Source organism: Pantoea sp. 1.19 (genome assembly GCF_001922585.1).
Classification (GTDB): domain Bacteria; phylum Pseudomonadota; class Gammaproteobacteria; order Enterobacterales; family Enterobacteriaceae; genus 1-19.
Genome location: NZ_MRBS01000008.1, coordinates 171,594 through 189,618, shown reverse-complemented (window position 1 = coordinate 189,618; position 18,025 = coordinate 171,594). Strand labels below are relative to the sequence as shown.

The following is an 18,025-nucleotide window of genomic DNA, read 5'->3' as shown; positions in this document are numbered from 1 at the left end:
AAAAAACGTGCGTTTATCGGACAATTTTGCGCACCAATGCACGTCCGGCAAGGGTTAACAAACTGTTAGCAAAAGAGATTTTTTATCTGCCGGCGGGGAATGGCCGGCGAAAGGAGTGTGACCGCGATCATGAGCCTTTTCAACAGGATGGCGGGCGGATGGCTCCGCTCCGCCCGCGTTGTGCCGCGCGGTTAGCGCATCGCAGCCAGCCGCACCGGCGCGTTAGCCGCCCCGAGCCCGCGGTAGCCGCCGCGCCGCTCAACCAGCTCGAAAAAGAAGCGCCCCTTTTCATAGGGCCGGGTATAGACGTGCAGAAACTCACCGCCGCGCTCATCGCGATCGTACAACACGTCCAGCTGCTGCAGCCGGGCGACAAAATCGGGATCGAGATCGAAGCGCGCCAGCAGATCCTGATAGTAGTTTTCCGGTATGCGCAGGGTTTTCAGCCCGCGTTCACGCGCGGCCTTCACCGCACTGAGCAAATCGTCGCAGCCAAAGGCCACGTGCTGCAGCCCCGATCCCTGGTAGGTGCTGAGCGCCCGCGCGATTTGCGTTTCGCGGCTGACCGAGATATTCAGCGGCAGGCGAATGGCGTCGTTGGGGCTGCGTAGTACCCGGCTGCGCACCAGTCCGAGCGGATCGGGCAGCTCCCATTCGCTATCCTGAACAAATCCCGGTACGCTTCGCAGAAACATGACCCAGTTATCGCGCGCATCATCCGGCAGGGCGATCGCCAGGTGATCAATATCCTGCATTGCTGGCTGCGGCGCGCCCAGGTGCGTCAGAATAAAATCGCTGTGGTAGATATCCTGCTGCGGGACATCATCCGCTTCCACCAGATAGATCAGGCTGCCATCCGGCGCACACAGCGCCGGGATCTGCCGCTCATTGGGCCCGGTGTCGCCCTGCCAGGTCGCGTAGCCATAATCGCCCGCGCGCTGCAGCAGCTTTGCCACGCCGCACACTCGCCAGGCCACGGCGCACAGCGAAATACCGTGCCGGTGATAGTAGCCGCTGGCCTGGCTTTCCGGCTGCGCATTCAGGATCACGTTCACTTTGCCGTTGCGATACAGCGACACCTGCTTAGAGCGGTGATCGCCCGCGTGGACCAGCCCGAGCTGCGTCAGCCACTGGCCGAGCGCCAGCGCGTCGTTATCGCTGACGGCAAACTCGATAAACTCCAGCGCCTGCAGCGGCGGCAGCGGTGCTGAATGGAACAGCGCTTCGTCGGCCAGCGCGGCCAGCGCGGGAGGCAGCAGCGTTTGCCGCGTCAGCCAGTCGCGGGTCTGTTCTTCCAGCCACAGTAGCGAGCGGTAACCGTCCTGTGCGGTGGGGACGACCGGCGAGGCGCGAAAGCCATCGTTGAAAATTTCCAGTGACCAGGCATCACGATAGCCATGGGCGGAAAGCTGGGTCATAAATGGCGTCAGCGCCAGCTCGCCCTGACCAGGAAAACAGCGGAAATGGCGGCTCCAGGCGAGCACATCCATCTTCAGCAGCGGCGCATCCGCCAGCTGCACAAACACAATTTTCTCCACCGGTACCTGATCCAGGCCGTCAAGGGTATCGCCGCGCGACAGGATATGAAAGCTGTCGAGAATAATGCCCAGCGCCGGGTGGTCAACGGCCGCCACCCGTGCCCAGGCGTCACGCCACAGACTGACGTGCCGGCCCCAGGCCAGTGCCTCATAACCCAAAGTAATGCCATAATCGTCCGCCAGCTCGGCGAGCGCGCGCAGATCGCTCACCTGGGTAGCGAAATCCGCGCTGCAGTCCGGCGACACGTTGCTGCATACCAGCATGCGATGACAGCCCAGCTGCTGCATCACCTCGAATTTGCGCGCCGCGCGCGCGAGCTGCTGCGCCAGCTTATCCCGCGGGCCGCCCTCAAAATCCCGGAACGGCTGAAACAGATATATCTCCAGCCCCAGATCCGCACAAAGCTGGCGGATCTCCGCGGGCGAACCGGGATAATACACCAGATCGTTATCAAAAATTTCGACGCCATCAAAGCCGGCGGCAGCGATCGCCCGCAGCTTTTCCGGTAGCGATCCCGATACCGAGACCGTCGCAATGGAACGTTTCATTCGTGCCTCCTGAAAGGGGTCAGCGGCTGACCCTGAAGCGGCCAGTCGGCGATGAGGCGGTCTGCCGACGGAGATTGTCTGTGTTATGTACCAAACGGAACAATTCGTCAATGTGCGATTGGACATGAATTTTGGTTATGACCGGAGCGGCATTTTTTCACTTTTCTTTTACATCTTTCGCTTCTTACACTCGCCTCTCTGTCCCCCTGATAATCATAAGGATGCCCGGATGAAGACCGACTGGCCCGCCCGCGAACTGGTCCACCGTGACTACCGTCATCACCCGCCGGCTCTCGCGCCGCTGTATAAAACCAGCGTGCTGCGTTCGCCACGCAATGCGCTGATCTCACTGCAAAACTCTCTGTCTGAAATTACCGCGCCGGTATTTAGCCAGCGGGAAATCGGCCCGCGCGACAGCGACCTGATCCTTAACTATGCCAAAGAGGGGCTGCCGATTGGCGAACGGATTATTGTGCATGGCTACGTGCGCGATGCCTTCGGCCAGCCGCTGCGTAATGCACTGGTTGAGGTGTGGCAGGCTAATGCCGGGGGTCGCTACCGCCATAAGAAAGATCAGTATCTGGCGCCGATCGATCCCAATTTTGGCGGCTGTGGTCGGGTGCTGACCGATGACAGCGGCTATTACTGCTTTCGTACCATCAAACCCGGCCCCTATCCCTGGCGTAATCAGGTTAGCGACTGGCGACCGGCGCATATTCATTTTTCGCTCTCCGGTGAGGCTTTCGGTCAACGGTTGATCACGCAGATGTACTTTGAGGGGGATCCGCTGATCAGCCGCTGTCCGATCGTACAGTCCGTCGGCAGCGAGGCGGCGATACGCACGCTGATTGCCGAGCTGGATACCCATGCGGCAGTGCCGCTGGACAGTCTCGCTTACCGCTTTGATCTGGTGCTGCGCGGCCACCGCGCCACCTGGTTTGAAAACCGCACGCAGGGAGCCGCCTGATGAAAGAGTACCTGCCCGAAACCGCTTCGCAAACCGCCGGTCCGTACGTGCATATTGGCCTCGCGCCGCACGCGGCGGGATTTGCAATCTTTGAGCAGCATTTTGGTCACGACCTCACCCAGCCGCAGACGCGCGGCGAACGCATCCGCGTGGAGGGCCACGTCTACGATGGATCCGGGACGCCGGTGCGCGACGTGCTGATTGAGGTGTGGCAAGCCAACGCCGCCGGCCGCTATGATCATCCGGCCGACCGCCAGCACGATAAACCACTGGATCCGGCGTTTCGCGGCTGGGGACGCACCTGCTCGGACTTCGATACCGGACTGTGGTACTTCGATACCATCAAACCCGGCAGCGTCACCGGCCGCGATGGCCGGCCAATGGCGCCGCACCTCAATTTGTGGATCGTGGCGCGCGGCATCAATATCGGCCTGAACACCCGCCTCTATTTTGCGGATGAGCAGGCCGCCAACGCCCGCGATCCGGTGCTGAATCTGATTGAATGGGAGAAGCGGCGCGAGACCCTGCTGGCTACCCGCGAGCAGCGCGAGGGCGAGATCGTCTACCGCTTCGATATCTTTCTGCAGGGCGAACGCGAAACGGTCTTTTTTGATCTCTAATCGTGCGCGGCGTCACGGCCGCCACCTTGCCGCTGAGGCGGCAAATCCCTAGCATGAGCTATGGATATGAACTCCCTCTTCAGCCAGCGCGTGCGACTGCGTCACCTGCATGCCTTTGTCGCCACTGCGCAGCAGGGCTCGCTGGGGCGCGCCGCGCTGCAGCTCGGCATCACTCAACCCGCGCTATCAAAAACCCTCAACGAACTGGAGCAGCTAACCGGTATCACGCTGCTGCTGCGCGGCCGCCAGGGCACCGAACTGACCGCCCGGGGGCGCTCTTTTCTTTACGATGCCCTGCGCATTCTCGACGCGCTGGGCGGCGTCGAACAGGCGATCTGCGGACGCGATAGTCGCGCTGCGCCGCTGCATATTGGCGCTCTGCCGACCGCCATGCTGAGCGTGATCGCACCGGTGTTAGCAGAGGTGCAACAGCAGCGACCGGGATGGCGAATTCAGGTTACGACGCTGGCGAATGATGCGCTAATCAGGGCGGTGCGCAGCGGGCAGATGGCGCTGGGCGTAGGTCGCATGGCCGAGCCATCGCGGATGGATGGCCTGCATTTTGAACTGCTGTATCAAGAGACCCTGCGGCTGGTAGTAGCGCCTCAGCATCCGCTGCTGCACGCCGGCGTCAGCCTGGCGGAAGCGCTCAACTGGCCGCTGATCCTCTCGCCGCGCGGCACAGTGCCGCGTCACAATGCGGAAACCCTGATTGCCAGTCATGGGCTGAAGCTGCCGCAGGGCGCGGTGGAAACGCTTTGTACCGGGTTGGCGCGTCGGCTAACGCTGCGCCACAACTATGTCTGGCTGGTGCCCTATGGCGCAGTGCGCGACGATCTTACCGGCCACCGGCTGCGCGCGCTGCCGCTGCCCGGACAGGGGATGGCGGAAGCGGTGGGGATCCTTACCCGGCAGCAGCCATCGCCGCCAGAGCAGCAGTGGCTGATGGCCGCCCTGCGCCAGCGGATAAGCGATGTTCCGCTATAGCGCCGGCGCGGCGCGAGCCTGCTCCTCACACGCGGACTGCGCGAGGGGAAATGTGGCACTGGCCGCCGCCGGAGCCGCAGTGGACGATCGCCGTCCGGCGCCGCGGCTACGCCATATTATGCTATCGCGCCGGCGCGGCGCGATCCTGCTCCTCAAACACGGTCTGCGCGAGGTGAAATGCGGCATTGGCCGCCGGCAGCCCACAATACAGCGAAGCGTGCATCAGCAGTTCCTTGATTTCATCGCGGGTCACGCCGTTGTTGACCGCTGCGTTCAGGTGCATTTTCAACTCCGCCTCGCGGTTGAGGGCAATCAGCATCGCTATCGTGACCAGGCTGCGGGTGTGTCGCGACAGCCCGGGACGTGTCCAAACCTCACCCCACGCGTAGCGGGTTATAAAATGCTGAAACTCCTCATTCAGCGGTGACAGCGTTTCCAGCGTGCGGTCTACGTGCGGCGCACCCAGTACCGCTCTGCGTACCGTCATTCCCTGCCGGTAACGCTGTTCCTGCGTCAGCTGTGCATCAAGGAACGGCTGCAGCGCGCGGTTAAAGGCCAGCCACACCTCCACGCTGGACAGGTGCGAGGCCGGCAGGACCACCAGTCGGGCACCCGGCACCTGCGTGACGATAGCCTCCGCATCGGCCAGCGTCGTGACCGGGTCATCCCGTCCGGCAATCACCAGCACCGGCAGGCTGATTTCCGCCAGCGCCTCGCGCAAATCGGCATCGGCCAGCGCTTCGCAGCAGGCGGCATACGCGGCAGGATCGCAGGCGGCCAGCTGGTCGCTCAGCCGCTGCACCGTTTCCGGCGATCGCTCACGAAATGCCGAAGTGAACCAGCGCCCGGCGCTTCCCTCAACCACCGCGGCCATGCCGGACTGGCGCACCGCGGCGGCGCGCTGCCGCCAGCTCTCGGCGCTGCCGATTCTGGCGGCGCTGTTGGCTATCGTCAGAGTCAGCAGACGCTCGGGATGATAACGCGCCAGCCACAACCCAGTGAGCCCCCCCATTGAAATACCACAAAAATGTACCCGGTCGATATGTAACGTATCCAGCAGCGTCAGCACCGCTTGTCCCAGATCTGCCAGCGTGGTGGGCTGGCCCTCGGCGGGGGAGTCGCCGTGCCCCGGCACGTCATAGCGCAACAGACGATAGCGGCCAATCAGCGCATCGCGCTGCGGTTGCCACATCGCCAGCGAGGTGCCCAGAGAGTTACTGAACAGAATCACCGGGGCCTGCTCCGGCCCCTCCAGCAAATAGTTAAGCGTCATGATGCCCTCCCGGCAGCGGCTAATACCTGATCAATAAAACGTGAGGTACTTCCGAGCGCGTTCGCCGGATCGAGTAATCCATCCAGCGCTTCGCGGCTCAGGTGTGCTGACACGGTGGCATCTGCCATTAGCACCGTCAACAGGCTTTGCTGCGCCGCCAGCGCGCGCTGACAACACTGTTCGATATGCTGGTGTGCCGCCTGACGCCCCATCGCCGCCGCCAGCGCCAGCGTCACCGATTCCGCCATGATAAGCCCGTGTGTCAGGTTCAGATTACGCCGCATCACCGCCTCGTGCACTTCCAGCCCGTCCATCAGCTCAGCGGCGTGCGCCAGCGCGGCCCCGCTCAGCACAATCAGCTGCGGCAGGCTCTGCCACTCCGCCTGCCAGCCGCCCAGCGCCCGTTCGTGCTCCTGGATCATCCCGGCGTACAGGCCGGCCATTAGCGGCGGGACGCGATTCGCTGCGCTAAGGATCGCGGCGCACAGTACCGGATTACGCTTGTGGGGCATGGTCGAGGAGCCGCCGCGCCCGTCCGCCTGCGGCTCACTCACCTCGCCCACCTCGGTTTGCATCAGCAGAGAGATGTCACGTGCCAGCTTGCCGAGCGTACCGGTGAGCCCGGCATACCAGCCCGCCAGCTCCAGCAGGCGATCGCGCTGAGCATGCCACGGCGTGTCGCTGCGTGGCAGATCCAGCGCCTCTGCCAGCGCCTGCTCAACGGATGCGCCCGCCTCGCCCAGCGATGCCAGCGTGCCCGCCGCACCGCCAAACTGCAGCACCAGCACGCGGGCGCGAAGCTCTCCTAACCGCGTGCGAAAGCGCAGTAGCGCATCCAGCGTACCGGCAAGCTTCAGTCCGAAGGTCACCGGCAGCGCGTGCTGCAGCCAGGTACGGCCGACCATCAGCGTTTCCCTATGCCGCTGGCACTGGTCAATCAGCGCATCGATCAGCGAATTCAACAGCGGTGCGGTACGGTCCAGCGCTGCCCGCAGCTGCAAAATCAGCCCGCTGTCAATGGCGTCCTGGCTGGTTGCGCCCCAATGAACAAAGCGCGCAGCGGACGGCGAATCCGCTGCCACCGCGGCCGTCAGTTGCTTAACCAGCGGGATGGCGAGGTTACCCGCCAGCCCCGCAGCCTGCGCCAGCGCCGCGGCATCAAGCTTTTCTGCCCGACAGCCGCGGCCAATTGCCGCGGCCGCGTTTGTGTCGATCAGCCCGCAGGCCGCCTGAGCGCGAGCCAGCCCGGCTTCAAAATCCAGCATGCCCTGCAGTACCGCCCGATCGCTAAAACAGGCGGCCAGCGGGGAGGCCATAAACAACGATCCGTAAAGTGACATGCGTTATACCCGTTCCAGAATCAGTGCAATGCCCTGCCCCACGCCGACGCACATGGTACAGAGCGCGTAGCGTCCACCGGTGCGCTGCAGCTGTCTGGCGGCAGTCATCGCCAGCCGGCCACCGGAGGCACCGAGCGGATGGCCCAGCGCAATGGCTCCGCCGTTTGGGTTAACCTGCTCCGCGTCGTCCGGTAAGCCAAGGGCGCGCATTACCGCCAGCGCCTGGGCAGCAAAAGCTTCATTTAATTCGATCACGTCCATTTGCGCCAGCGTCAAACCGCTCTGCGCCAGCACTTTGCGCACCGCCGGTACCGGCCCGTAACCCATGATGCGCGGCGCCACCCCGCAGGCGGCCATGGCCACGACCCGCACCAGCGGGGTCAAGCCGTGCTGAATGGCCGCTGTCTCACTGGCCAGCAGCAGCGCGCAGGCACCGTCGTTAATGCCGGAGGCGTTGCCCGCCGTGACGCTTCCGTCGGCGCGCACCACGCCTTTCAGTCCGGCCAGCGCCGCCAGCGAGGTACTGCGCGGATGTTCATCCCGGGTCACGCTCAGCGGCTCACCTTTGCGCTGGGGAAGACTCAGCGCCATCAGCTCATCCGCAAATAGCCCCATTTCCTGGGCGCGCGCGGTGCGCTGCTGGCTACGCAGCGCGAAGGCATCCTGATCGGCGCGGCTGATGTTAAACTCGCGCGCGACGTTTTCCGCCGTTTCCGGCATGCTCTCCACGCCGTACAGGGCGCGCATCTGCGGGTTGATAAAGCGCCAGCCCATGGTGGTGTCTTCCATATTCAGCGAGCGACTGAAGGGGCTTTCGGCTTTGCCGGTGACGAAAGGCGCGCGCGACATGCTTTCCACGCCGCCAGCGACCATCAGTTGGGCCTCGCCGCACTTAATGGCGCGTGCGGCCATGCCGATGGCATCGAGCCCGGAGCCGCACAGGCGATTCAGCGTGGTGCCAGGCACGCTCTCCGGCAAACCGGCCAGCAGCAGCGCCATGCGCGCTACGTTGCGGTTATCTTCTCCGGCCTGGTTGGCACAGCCGTAAATCACATCGTCGATCGCCTGCGCATTGAGCTGCGGCTGACGCGCCAGCAGCGCGCGCAGCGGGAGCGCCGCTAAATCGTCGGCGCGCAGGGAAGAGAGCGCACCGCCGTAGCGGCCAAACGGGGTACGGACGGCATCACAAATAAACGCCTGCTGCATGGGAGGCTCCTCAGGCGCTGGTGGCCAGTTCAGGTTGCAGTAAGCGCACCGGCGTTAACGCCTGCAGCGCCGCAAAGGTTAGCCCAGGGCAGCACTCCAGCACCCGTGGCCCTTCAGGGGTAATATCAATCACCGCTAAATCGCTGTAGATCCGGCTGACGCAGCCGAGCCCGGTTAGCGGATAGCTACACTGCCTGACCAGCTTGCACTCGCCCCGCTTCGTCAGATAATCCATCATCACGTAGACTTTGCGCGCGCCAATCGCCAGATCCATTGCGCCGCCGACCGCCGGAATGGCGTCCGCCGCGCCGGTGCTCCAGTTAGCCAGATCGCCTGTTTCTGAGACCTGATAGGCCCCCATCACGCAAATATCGAGATGCCCCCCGCGCATCATGGCAAAGGAATCACCGTGGTGAAAAAAGCAGCCGCCGGGCAGCAGCGTGACCAGCTCTTTCCCGGCGTTGATCAGCTCCGGATCCGCGGCTTCTGGTGCCGGAGCCGGACCCATCCCCAGCAGGCCGTTCTCACTGTGCAAAAAGATCTCTTTATCGGCCGGCAGGTAATTAGCAATGCGAGTGGGCAGACCGATACCCAGATTCACGTAAGCCCCTTCAGGAATGTCGCGTGCTACGCGCTGGGCCAGCTGATCGCGGGTTAATTTTTGCATCGTGGCCTCCTCAGGCGGTAACTGACAGGGTAACGGGATGCTCCACGGCCACCAGCCGCTGAACGAAAATACCCGGCGTGATGACGTGCTCCGGATCGAGCTGCCCCAGCGGCACCAGCCCGGCCACCTGGGCAATAGTGGTCGCCGCGGCCATCGCCATCACCGGACCAAAATTGCGCGCCGCCTTGCGGTAAACCAGATTGCCCCAGCGATCGCCTTTATCGGCTTTAATCAGTGCAAAATCGGCCCGCAGCGGTGTTTCAAATACGTATTGCCGGCCGTCGATTGTCCGCGTCTCCTTCCCCTCGGCCAGCGGCGTACCGAATGCCGTCGGGGTAAAAATGCCGCCCAGGCCGCTGCCTGCGGCCTGCATTCGCGCGGCCAGATTGCCCTGCGGCACCAGCTCCAGCACAATCTCGCCGCGCCGGTAGAGATCGTCGAACACCCATGAATCCGCCTGGCGCGGAAACGAGCAGATCATCTTGCGCACGCGGCCCGCTTTCAGCAGCGCGGCAAGGCCGCTGTCGCCGTTACCGGCATTGTTACTGATCACCGTCAGCCCGCGGGCGCCGTGGGCGATCAGCGCGTCTATTAGCTCCAGCGGTTGCCCGGCCGGGCCAAATCCACCGATCATCACGCTGGCCCCGTCGGGGATTATCGCCACGGCCTCCGCCAGCGTGGCGACACTTTTATCGATCATGTGCTACTCCTTTCGCCCGGCCTGATACCGGAGTGGGTTGCGGTCTGCCCAAAAAGTAGATCGCCGACGCGCCGCAAACAATACCGATAATCGAAATAGTGTGCGATTATCGGTCGAGTCATGATTAACCGCGCGCGGTGTGATCCTGCGCACGGGCAATCGCAATCGGTTGGATAACGGGAGTAAATACGTGACGAACGAACAGATGGCTGCGGGCGGGAACCCCGATCCGTGGAAAGGCGATCCTAATTTTATGGCATCACTGGCGCGCGGGCTGGAGGTGCTGCAGGCATTTACGCCGCAGCGCCGCCTGATGTCGGTCTCGCAAATCAGCCAGCGCACCGGGATCCCGCGCGCCGCAGTGCGGCGCTGCCTGTATACGCTGAGTAAGCTGGGCTTTGTTTACGCGGAGGATGGTAAAAATTATGAACTGCGCCCGCGGGTCCTCTCGCTGGGGCATAACTGGCTCGCGGCTACGCCGCTGGCCAGCGCGGCACAGCCGGTACTGCGCCAGCTGAGCCAGACCCTGAATGAGTCCTGCTCCATGGCGGTGCTGGATGGTGATGACATTCTCTATATCGCCCGCGCATCGGCTTCGCGCATTATGACCATCGATCTGCATATCGGCAGTCGCCTGCCGGCCAGCACCACCTCAATGGGGCGGGTGCTGCTCAGCGGGCTGGCCAGCGAGCCGCTTAACGACTATCTCGCCCGCCTGACCCAGCTGCGCTATACCAGCCACACGCTGGTCAGCATCAGCGCGCTGCGCGAGGAGCTCAATCGGGTTCGCCAGCAGGGCTATGCCATTAACGATCAGGAGCTGGAAATTGGCCTGCGTTCGCTGGCGGTACCGCTGAAAACGCCACAGGGGCGGATCGTGGCTGCGCTGAACGTCGGCGTACACGCCGGGCAGGTCTCCGCCGACGCCCTGCGCCAGCAGCATCTGCCGCAGCTGCAGGCGGCAGCGGATGAGATCTCACTGCTGCTCGGTTAAGTTAATCCGTCGGCAGGTCGAGCGACAAACCACCGGGGTGCTGGCGTACGATGTTCCACGGCACCACCGACCATGACGGGCCCTCACAGGCGCGCAGTACCCGGGGAAAGGCGGGACCAAACCAGATGCCCTGCGGGGTCAAATACCAGCACGGGAACTGCCAGATCGCTGCCGAACGGTAGTCGCATTCGCTCTCCTCCTGCGGCGCATCCATCTCCTGCGGCCAGGCGGCGCTGAGCGTTGCCACCAGCCAGGGGGCAAACACGCGAATGCGGTAGTCAGAAAAGGTGTCAAAACTGACGCCCGAATCAATGCGCTCGCCGCGGCTGTCGACGTCAACGAAATGAAACGGCTTACCGCTGCCGATCCACAGCAGATCTTCCAGGCCAAGCGTACGCAAGCGGGTCACATCGAGGTTAATCGGCGAGCTACCAAAATCCGGGTGGGCGCCGCCGCAGTCGTAGCTGGTGAAGATATCGGCGCTGAGCAGGCTGGCAGTCAGCAGTTTTGGCTCAACCTGCTGCTCAAACTCGCCGCCTTCAAAGCGGTCGCTGACCAGACATTCGTGGTAGCTGATCACTTCGTTATACAACCGCGCCCGCAGCAGGCTGTTGATCTGCGCCTGACGCTCCGCCGGATAGCCGGAGACGACCTGAAACATGCGCAGCCCGGAGATCGGGTCGCGCAGCCACTGCAGTGAGTAGCCCATGAAGCTCTGGGTCTCATCCGCGACCAGCGCCACATCGTGCATGCGCAGATAATCATACGGGTGACGCTCGCGCAGCCGCTGCCACCAGGCATCATCGCCGGCGGCCGGCGGCGGTGCGCTGGTGATCAGCCGCAGCGCTCGGGTGGTACCCTGCCGGTCACGCCAGCTTCCCTCCCAGCCTTCATCGGTGGCTTTCAGCGTAATCAGCGGACGGCCAGTCCGGCTCTCCGGCCCTTCGCGCAGCGTCAGCGTTGTGCCTTTCAGCGTGCCTTCCAGCGCAACATCCCGACGGTCCGCCAGGGCAAAGTAGCGTCCATAGACCTCATCGCCCTCGTCCTGCGACAGCGACATCACCACCGGACGATCGCCGAGCGTGCCGGTCAGCAGCTGCGATTCATCCACATCATCCTGCTCGTCGTTGAGCGCCGCCCCGGCATGGACGAATCCGGTGAGGCACAACAGCACGGGGACCCACCCCAGGCGCAGGCGCGCAAGCATCATGGCATCTTCTCGCTTAAAGCTGTTTGCCCCAGGCCTCAACCCAGGGAGAGGTCACCTCTTCCGGCACCGGCGTATCGATGGCATCTACGGTCAGAAGCCGATCGATGCGCGTGGCTCCCTGCTCCTGCAGCAGCGCATCAAAGCGGCGTCCGGCCCCGCAAAAGTGCTCATAGCTGCTGTCGCCCAGCGCAATCACGCCGTAGCGCAGCGCCGGCTGGTGGCCAAGCCGATCCTGAATCGCCTGATAGAGCGGCTGCAGGCCAGCCGGTAAATCTCCCTGACCGGTGGTAGAGGTGACGATCAGCGCCACCTGACTGCCGTCGGATGACCAGTCGCTGAACCGCGGCTCTTCGTAGACGGTCACTTGGTGGCCCTGTGCCGTTAACAGCGGCTCGGCCTCTTCGGCCACCAGCAGCGCATTGCCATAAACCGTACCGACATAAATTCCAATCTTCGCCATAGAAATCTGTTCTCCGGATTGCCTGGGTTGGGGGTTAACGTGCGCCGGGCACGTCATGCTGAAGAGCCGGGCTATCGCCGCGGTCGCGCGGCAGCTCGGGCAGCAGATCCTGCCAGCCAAACTGCTGCATCATATTCTGCCAGTGGCGATCAAGCCCGGCGCGCAAGCGCAGGGGCTCCCCGGTCACCGGGTGCGTGAGCGCCAGCTCGCTGGCGTGTAGCATCAACCGTCCGCAGTCAAAATGGCTGGCGGCGGCGCGATTCTGACGCAGGTCGCCGTGCCGCGTATCGCCGATAATGGGATGCCGCAGGTGCGCCATGTGGCGTCGCAGCTGATGTTTACGCCCGGTTTCCGGCTGCAGTGCCACCAGCGTGTAGCGCACGCAGTCATAGCGACCAACCGGCACCGGCTTCTCCACCTGCGCCAGGCTTTGCCAGCGGGTGGTTGCCGATTGCAGTACGCGCTCACCGCTGGCGTGCTTATCGGCGATCTTGTCGCGTTCTTCCAGCAGCGGATAGTCGAGGCGATCGGCGCCGCTCAGCCAGCCACGCACCAGCGCATGGTAGGTTTTTTGCAGCTGATGCTGCTCAAATTGCTGCGCCAGCCGCCGCGCGACCTCGCTGGATAATCCCAGCAGCAGGACGCCCGAGGTGGGGCGATCGAGGCGGTGGACGGTAAAGACGTGGCGATCGAGCTGGTCGCGCAGCGTCTGCATGACCACCACTTTTTCATGGCGATCCAGCCAGCTGCGGTGCACCAGCCAGCCGGCCGGCTTATTGATTGCCACCAGCCAGCGATCCTGATACAGGACCTCAAGCATCGCGCGGACCGGCGAACCAGTCATCCAGCGCGCCGAGGCGCAGTAAAATCAGCAGGCGTCCGGAAAAGTCTGCCGGCAGCGCCATTTCAAAATAGGGCGTCAGCGCAAAGTCGGATGGCAGCGGCGCACCGCTATCCAGAATTGCCCGCATCCGCGGCAGCAGAACCCACTGCAGCCACTCGGTCGGGGCCATCGTATCCACGCAAAAGGGTTGACTGCTGTCGAAAGCTTCCGGCGCAGGCGCTTGCTGCTGCCAGTTAGCGGTGTCGCGCAGGGCGATTTCGACGGCGTGCAGATGCTGTAACAAGATTTCACGGCTCATGCTGGTGACTCACGGAAAAAGCTTAAAACGGCGGCAAGAATAGCATTGGGCAGCGCCGGTAGGAAAATGAAATAAAAAAAGGGAGCACTGTAAAACAGTGCTCCCGGTTCGTTTGTCGCATTCCCGCAACGTCTGTGCTCCCTGCTCGTCCGTGAAAACTTTTCCTTTCAGTCTTCCTGACTACATCATCATGATGTGTTCCCGATCGTCCTGATCCGCCGCGCATCCTGTGCGGTTCTCATTCTCCGTCCTGGAGGTGTCCTTGTCTCCCATCCTGGGATGTCCGGGTTCTTCCTGAACCGCTTCCCTGTTCGTCATCCTGACACTGTCGCTTCATCCTGAAGCTCTCGCATCCTGACGAGGCATCCTGCTCCCGAACGTCCTGTTCGATAGGGGGTATTTTGACCGTCTGGCAAAAAGAAACAAGATGCTAAAATAACGTTCAGGGGACAATTTTCGGCAAAAAGAGAGCATTATCTGCTAACCAGTTGATTTATTATCACATAATAAAATTTGAACGAAATGCCTTAATGTAAGTCAAAGCGATCTCTCACAGAGTTTGTAAGAGATCTCTCACATGAACAGTGGCGTATTGCTCCACTGTTCAGATCGCGGGACGCAGCGCGGCCAGGAACTGGGGCAGATCGCCCGCCAGCGGCTGACGAATCGATGTGCCGAGCTTCTCCAGTACCACCGCACCGGTCAGGTTATCGACGGCGATGATCTCCAGCTCTGACGCGGTCGTGGCCACAAACAGCGTCGGCGTCTGCTTTAACCGCCGCTGCATCACCAGATGGCCAATCAGGTTCTCCTGCACGCGGGTAAAATCGGCTTCGCTCCAGGTCTGAAGCAGAGCTATCGGACGTCCCATAAACTCGGCGTCCATATCGCCGGCAAACTGGCTGGTATACAGCGCGACCACCTGCTCATTAATACGTATCTCCAGGGCGCGGCCTACCGCATCCAGATTTTTCGCCAGCGTAAACGGCTGCGGCCGCCAGCGGACGACGGCGTCGCCGCTGCTCACGATGCAGGGTGAGGGTACGCCGTACAGCGCCTCACTTTCGGGTCCGTGGCCACGCTGCTGTTCCCAGCTCTCCAGATAGCGTCTGGTGAAGTCGCGTAGCGCATCGGCGGTGTGGCCTGTCATTCTTTTTTCTCCTGCTGTCTGGCTGCGTTACACTTAGCGCCCAAACCGGTGAATGGGACAGCACGAAGGTAACGTTATGTCATCGTACGAAAATCATCAGGCCCTTTCCGGCCTGACGCTCGGCAAGGCCACAGAATATCACGACCGCTATGATGCTTCGCTATTGCAGCCGGTCCCGCGCACGCTGAATCGCGATCCGCTCGGACTGGATGCGGCAGCGCTGCCGTTTCACGGCCGCGATATCTGGACGCTGTATGAACTCTCGTGGCTGAACGCCCGGGGCGTGCCGCAGGTGGCGGTCGGTGAGGTGATGCTCGACGCCGACAGTCTGAACCTGATCGAATCAAAGAGTTTTAAGCTATATCTCAATAGCTTTAACCAAACGCACTTTGCCGACTGGGGCGCGGTGCGCGAAACGCTGGAGCGCGATCTTAGCCACTGCGCACAGGGCCAGGTAACCGTGGCCCTGTTTCGCCTGGCGGAAATTGAGGGGCAGCCCATTGGCCGCCTGAGCGGTGACTGCATTGATGAGCAGGATATCACTATCGATCGCTGGGCGTTTGATGCCACTCTGCTGGAGGGTGCCGCCGGCAGAGAGGTGGTTGAGGAGCAGCTGGTCAGCCACCTGCTAAAATCCAATTGCCTGATCACCAATCAGCCCGATTGGGGGTCAGTGCAGATCAGCTACCGCGGGCCGCGGATTGATCGGGAAGCGCTGCTGCGCTACCTGGTCTCTTTCCGCCATCACAACGAGTTTCACGAGCAGTGCGTGGAGCGTATTTTTAACGACATTTTACGCTATTGCCAGCCGGAAACCCTCAGCGTTTACGCGCGCTACACCCGCCGCGGCGGGTTGGACATTAATCCCTGGCGCAGTAACGGACCGTTTCAGCCGACGCTGTCGCGGCTGGTGCGACAGTGATCGCCTGACGTCAGCGAAAGTAAACAGCCTGTTAATGTTGTGATTTCCCCCCGCGGAGCGCTACTCTGGTACCGGATCTCTGCAGCAGCAGAGGCCCGGTACCATTCGTCACCCTGGCGGGTGTTAAGGAGTTGTCTTGATTACACATGTAAGCCCTTTGGGCTCGATGGATTTATTGTCCCAGCTGGAAGTCGATATGCTGAAGCGCACGGCCAGCAGCGACCTGTATCAACTGTTTCGCAACTGTTCACTCGCCGTACTGAACTCCGGGAGCCTGACCGACAGCAGCCATGAGTTGCTCTCCCGCTTCGAAAGCTTTGACATCAATGTGTTGCGTCGCGAGCGCGGCGTTAAGCTGGAGTTGATTAATCCGCCGGAAGACGCCTTTGTGGATGGCCGCATCATCCGCGCGCTACAGGCTAACCTGTTTGCCGTTCTGCGCGATATCCTGTTCGTGAATGGTCAGATTGATAACGCCGGCCGTTTTCAACAGCTGAACATGACCGACAGCAGCCACATCACCAACCTGGTGTTCTCAATCCTGCGCAACGCGCGCGCACTGCACGTAGGGGAAGATCCGAATCTGGTGGTGTGCTGGGGCGGACACTCCATTAACGCCGTGGAGTATCAGTATTGCCGCAGCGTCGGCGCGCAAATGGGCCTGCGCGAGCTGAATATCTGTACCGGCTGCGGGCCGGGCGTGATGGAGGCCCCCATGAAAGGCGCTGCGGTCGGTCACGCACAGCAGCGCTACAAAGAGGGGCGCTTTATCGGCCTGACGGAGCCGTCGATCATTGCCGCTGAACCCCCCAACCCGCTGGTCAACGAACTGATCATCATGCCGGACATCGAAAAGCGGCTCGAGGCGTTTGTGCGCATGGCCCACGGTATCGTGATCTTCCCGGGCGGGGTCGGAACGGCGGAAGAGCTGCTTTACCTGCTGGGTATCCTGATGAATCCGCATAACCGCGATGAGGTGCTGCCGCTGATCCTCACCGGACCAAAGGAGAGCGCAGATTACTTCCAGGTGCTGGATGAATTTATTGTCAGTACGCTCGGCGAAGCGGCGCGCCGCCACTACACCATCATCATTGATGATGCCGCCGAAGTGGCCCGGCAGATGAAGAACGCGATGCCGCGAGTGAAAGAGCACCGCCGTGAAACCGGTGACGCCTACAGCTTTAACTGGTCCATTCGCATCGCGCCGGACTTCCAGATGCCGTTTATGCCCAGCCATGAAAATATGGCCAACCTCAATCTGCATCCCGATCAGCCGCCAGAAAAACTGGCCTCAGCGCTGCGTCGCGCGTTTTCCGGCATCGTCGCCGGCAACGTGAAAGACGTTGGCATTCGCGCTATTGGCGAGCGTGGTCCCTATCAGCTGCGCGGCGACCCGCAGCTGATGCGCCGGATGGATGCGCTGCTGCAGGGTTTTGTGGCGCAGCAGCGCATGAAGCTGCCCGGCAGTGCCTATATCCCGTGCTATGAAATCGTTCACTAACCCACCGGGGCAGCCTGCTGCCCCCCTGTGCTTATGACATTGCATTTACTGGTAGTTGATGCCCTCAACCTGATTCGCCGTATTCACGCCGTGCAGGGATCGCCCTGCGCCCCGCGCTGCGCGGCGGCGCTGCAACAGCTGTTGGGGCATACCGCGCCCACCCATGCGGTGGCGGTCTTCGATGACGATCGCCGTCATCAGGGCTGGCGTCACCGCCTGCTGCCCGACTATAAAGCCGGCCGCCCGCCGATGCCGGAGGATCTCGCCGCCGACCTGCCCGCCATCCGCGACGCCTTTGCGCAGACAGGCGTTGCCTGCTGGCAGGCGGCCGGCGAAGAGGCGGATGATCTGGCGGCAACGCTGGTGAGCCGGGTGGTCGCGCAGGGGCATCAGGCAACGCTGGTCTCCACCGACAAAGGCTACTGCCAGCTACTGTCACCGCAGCTGCGCATTCGCGACTATTTTCAGAAGCGCTGGCTGGACGTGCCGTTTATTGCCGATGCGTTTGGCGTACGGGCGGATCAGCTCACCGACTACTGGGGGCTGGCCGGCATCAGCAGCAGCAAAATTCCCGGCGTCAGCGGCATCGGGCCGAAAACCGCCAGCGAACTGCTGACCCGCTATGGGTCACTGGAGGGGATCTATCAGCAGCTTGCAGCGATACCGCCAAAGTGGCGACAGAAGCTGGAAGACGGCCGCGATCTGGCGCTGATATGCCGCCGGGTCGCGACCCTGCAGACCGATCTGACGCTGGGGGGTAATCTGCAGGCGCTGCGCTATCCGCACGCCGAAGGATAAG

Annotated in this window: 18 protein-coding genes and 1 pseudogene; 7 read left to right on the top strand and 12 right to left on the bottom strand. The window is 62.3% G+C overall.

Annotated elements, in window-relative coordinates; all coding sequences use genetic code 11:
* Positions 1–191 precede the first annotated feature (191 nt).
* A complete protein-coding gene (locus tag BS626_RS15045; RefSeq protein WP_075183191.1) occupies positions 192–2,087 on the bottom strand; it encodes a bifunctional sugar phosphate isomerase/epimerase/4-hydroxyphenylpyruvate dioxygenase family protein in 1,896 nt (631 codons plus the stop codon).
* 229 nt (positions 2,088–2,316) lie between these two features.
* On the opposite strand from BS626_RS15045, the gene pcaH reads away from it, so the two are divergent.
* From pcaH to BS626_RS15030, 3 genes are read left to right on the top strand one after another with little or no spacing between them, the layout of a single operon-like run.
* Positions 2,317–3,054, top strand: coding sequence for a protocatechuate 3,4-dioxygenase subunit beta (pcaH, locus tag BS626_RS15040; RefSeq protein WP_075183190.1), 738 nt, complete (start codon positions 2,317–2,319; stop codon positions 3,052–3,054).
* Positions 3,054–3,674, top strand: coding sequence for a protocatechuate 3,4-dioxygenase subunit alpha (gene pcaG, locus BS626_RS15035; RefSeq protein WP_075183189.1), 621 nt, complete (start codon positions 3,054–3,056; stop codon positions 3,672–3,674). The genes pcaH and pcaG overlap by 1 nt, the downstream gene beginning before the upstream one ends.
* A gap of 60 nt (positions 3,675–3,734) precedes the next feature.
* Positions 3,735–4,661, top strand: coding sequence for a LysR substrate-binding domain-containing protein (locus BS626_RS15030; protein ID WP_075183188.1), 927 nt, complete (start codon positions 3,735–3,737; stop codon positions 4,659–4,661).
* Positions 4,662–4,782: 121 nt separating this feature from the next.
* On the opposite strand, the gene pcaC is transcribed toward BS626_RS15030, so the two are convergent.
* The 6 genes and pseudogenes from pcaC to BS626_RS15005 all read right to left on the bottom strand — a co-directional run bounded on the left by pcaC (position 4,783) and on the right by BS626_RS15005 (position 9,847).
* Positions 4,783–5,178: a 4-carboxymuconolactone decarboxylase gene (gene pcaC / locus BS626_RS18920; RefSeq protein WP_240494325.1), complete on the bottom strand. Its 396-nt coding sequence runs from the start codon at positions 5,176–5,178 to the stop codon at positions 4,783–4,785.
* A pseudogene (pcaD, locus tag BS626_RS18915) lies at positions 5,179–5,934 on the bottom strand (3-oxoadipate enol-lactonase); the annotation flags it as partial. It abuts the gene before it with no gap.
* The gene (locus BS626_RS15020) at positions 5,931–7,274 is read right to left on the bottom strand and encodes a 3-carboxy-cis,cis-muconate cycloisomerase (protein WP_075183186.1); all 1,344 of its coding nucleotides are present in this window, start codon (positions 7,272–7,274) and stop codon (positions 5,931–5,933) included. The gene BS626_RS15020 and the pseudogene pcaD, both read right to left, overlap by 4 nt.
* A gap of 3 nt (positions 7,275–7,277) precedes the next feature.
* Complete coding sequence (gene pcaF, locus BS626_RS15015; RefSeq protein WP_075183185.1) at positions 7,278–8,480, bottom strand: 3-oxoadipyl-CoA thiolase; 1,203 nt, start codon at positions 8,478–8,480, stop codon at positions 7,278–7,280.
* A 10-nt stretch (positions 8,481–8,490) separates the two neighbouring features.
* Positions 8,491–9,147, bottom strand: a complete 657-nt coding sequence (locus BS626_RS15010; protein ID WP_075183184.1) for a 3-oxoacid CoA-transferase subunit B — start codon at positions 9,145–9,147, stop codon at positions 8,491–8,493.
* 10 nt (positions 9,148–9,157) lie between these two features.
* Complete coding sequence (locus BS626_RS15005) at positions 9,158–9,847, bottom strand: 3-oxoacid CoA-transferase subunit A (protein WP_075183183.1); 690 nt, start codon at positions 9,845–9,847, stop codon at positions 9,158–9,160.
* Positions 9,848–10,052: 205 nt separating this feature from the next.
* Between BS626_RS15005 and BS626_RS15000 the strand changes: the two genes are divergently transcribed.
* Positions 10,053–10,841 carry an IclR family transcriptional regulator C-terminal domain-containing protein gene (locus BS626_RS15000; protein WP_075183239.1) on the top strand — a complete coding sequence of 263 codons (789 nt, stop codon included), beginning with the start codon at positions 10,053–10,055 and terminating at the stop codon, positions 10,839–10,841.
* A gap of 1 nt (position 10,842) precedes the next feature.
* Here the strand turns inward: BS626_RS15000 and BS626_RS14995 are convergent, their stop codons facing one another.
* The 5 genes from BS626_RS14995 to syd all read right to left on the bottom strand — a co-directional run bounded on the left by BS626_RS14995 (position 10,843) and on the right by syd (position 14,803).
* The gene (locus BS626_RS14995) at positions 10,843–12,051 is read right to left on the bottom strand and encodes a hypothetical protein (protein WP_083615978.1); all 1,209 of its coding nucleotides are present in this window, start codon (positions 12,049–12,051) and stop codon (positions 10,843–10,845) included.
* A gap of 13 nt (positions 12,052–12,064) precedes the next feature.
* Positions 12,065–12,511 carry a flavodoxin gene (locus tag BS626_RS14990; RefSeq protein WP_075183182.1) on the bottom strand — a complete coding sequence of 149 codons (447 nt, stop codon included), beginning with the start codon at positions 12,509–12,511 and terminating at the stop codon, positions 12,065–12,067.
* A gap of 34 nt (positions 12,512–12,545) precedes the next feature.
* Complete coding sequence (gene truC / locus BS626_RS14985; RefSeq protein WP_075183181.1) at positions 12,546–13,331, bottom strand: tRNA pseudouridine(65) synthase TruC; 786 nt, start codon at positions 13,329–13,331, stop codon at positions 12,546–12,548.
* Positions 13,324–13,653, bottom strand: a complete 330-nt coding sequence (locus tag BS626_RS14980) for a YqcC family protein (protein WP_075183180.1) — start codon at positions 13,651–13,653, stop codon at positions 13,324–13,326. The genes truC and BS626_RS14980 overlap by 8 nt, the downstream gene beginning before the upstream one ends.
* A gap of 604 nt (positions 13,654–14,257) precedes the next feature.
* Positions 14,258–14,803 carry a SecY-interacting protein gene (gene syd, locus BS626_RS14975; RefSeq protein WP_075183179.1) on the bottom strand — a complete coding sequence of 182 codons (546 nt, stop codon included), beginning with the start codon at positions 14,801–14,803 and terminating at the stop codon, positions 14,258–14,260.
* Positions 14,804–14,879: 76 nt separating this feature from the next.
* On the opposite strand from syd, the gene queF reads away from it, so the two are divergent.
* From queF to xni, 3 genes are all read left to right on the top strand, one after another.
* Positions 14,880–15,725 (top strand): NADPH-dependent 7-cyano-7-deazaguanine reductase QueF, encoded by an 846-nt coding sequence (gene queF / locus BS626_RS14970; RefSeq protein ID WP_075183178.1) that lies wholly within the window; start codon positions 14,880–14,882, stop codon positions 15,723–15,725.
* Between the two features lie 136 nt (positions 15,726–15,861).
* A complete protein-coding gene (ppnN, locus tag BS626_RS14965; RefSeq protein ID WP_075183177.1) occupies positions 15,862–17,226 on the top strand; it encodes a nucleotide 5'-monophosphate nucleosidase PpnN in 1,365 nt (454 codons plus the stop codon).
* A gap of 33 nt (positions 17,227–17,259) precedes the next feature.
* Positions 17,260–18,024 (top strand): flap endonuclease Xni, encoded by a 765-nt coding sequence (gene xni, locus BS626_RS14960; protein ID WP_075183176.1) that lies wholly within the window; start codon positions 17,260–17,262, stop codon positions 18,022–18,024.
* Position 18,025: the final 1 nt, after the last annotated feature.

Coding starts and splice junctions, on each gene's coding strand:
- BS626_RS15045 (WP_075183191.1), bottom strand. CDS start 2,087: ATGAAACGTTCCATTGCGACGGTCTCGGTATCGGGATCGCTACCGGAA.
- pcaH (WP_075183190.1), top strand. CDS start 2,317: ATGAAGACCGACTGGCCCGCCCGCGAACTGGTCCACCGTGACTACCGT.
- pcaG (WP_075183189.1), top strand. CDS start 3,054: ATGAAAGAGTACCTGCCCGAAACCGCTTCGCAAACCGCCGGTCCGTAC.
- BS626_RS15030 (WP_075183188.1), top strand. CDS start 3,735: ATGGATATGAACTCCCTCTTCAGCCAGCGCGTGCGACTGCGTCACCTG.
- BS626_RS15020 (WP_075183186.1), bottom strand. CDS start 7,274: ATGTCACTTTACGGATCGTTGTTTATGGCCTCCCCGCTGGCCGCCTGT.
- pcaF (WP_075183185.1), bottom strand. CDS start 8,480: ATGCAGCAGGCGTTTATTTGTGATGCCGTCCGTACCCCGTTTGGCCGC.
- BS626_RS15010 (WP_075183184.1), bottom strand. CDS start 9,147: ATGCAAAAATTAACCCGCGATCAGCTGGCCCAGCGCGTAGCACGCGAC.
- BS626_RS15005 (WP_075183183.1), bottom strand. CDS start 9,847: ATGATCGATAAAAGTGTCGCCACGCTGGCGGAGGCCGTGGCGATAATC.
- BS626_RS15000 (WP_075183239.1), top strand. CDS start 10,053: ATGGCTGCGGGCGGGAACCCCGATCCGTGGAAAGGCGATCCTAATTTT.
- BS626_RS14995 (WP_083615978.1), bottom strand. CDS start 12,051: ATGATGCTTGCGCGCCTGCGCCTGGGGTGGGTCCCCGTGCTGTTGTGC.
- BS626_RS14990 (WP_075183182.1), bottom strand. CDS start 12,511: ATGGCGAAGATTGGAATTTATGTCGGTACGGTTTATGGCAATGCGCTG.
- truC (WP_075183181.1), bottom strand. CDS start 13,331: ATGCTTGAGGTCCTGTATCAGGATCGCTGGCTGGTGGCAATCAATAAG.
- BS626_RS14980 (WP_075183180.1), bottom strand. CDS start 13,653: ATGAGCCGTGAAATCTTGTTACAGCATCTGCACGCCGTCGAAATCGCC.
- syd (WP_075183179.1), bottom strand. CDS start 14,803: ATGACAGGCCACACCGCCGATGCGCTACGCGACTTCACCAGACGCTAT.
- queF (WP_075183178.1), top strand. CDS start 14,880: ATGTCATCGTACGAAAATCATCAGGCCCTTTCCGGCCTGACGCTCGGC.
- xni (WP_075183176.1), top strand. CDS start 17,260: ATGACATTGCATTTACTGGTAGTTGATGCCCTCAACCTGATTCGCCGT.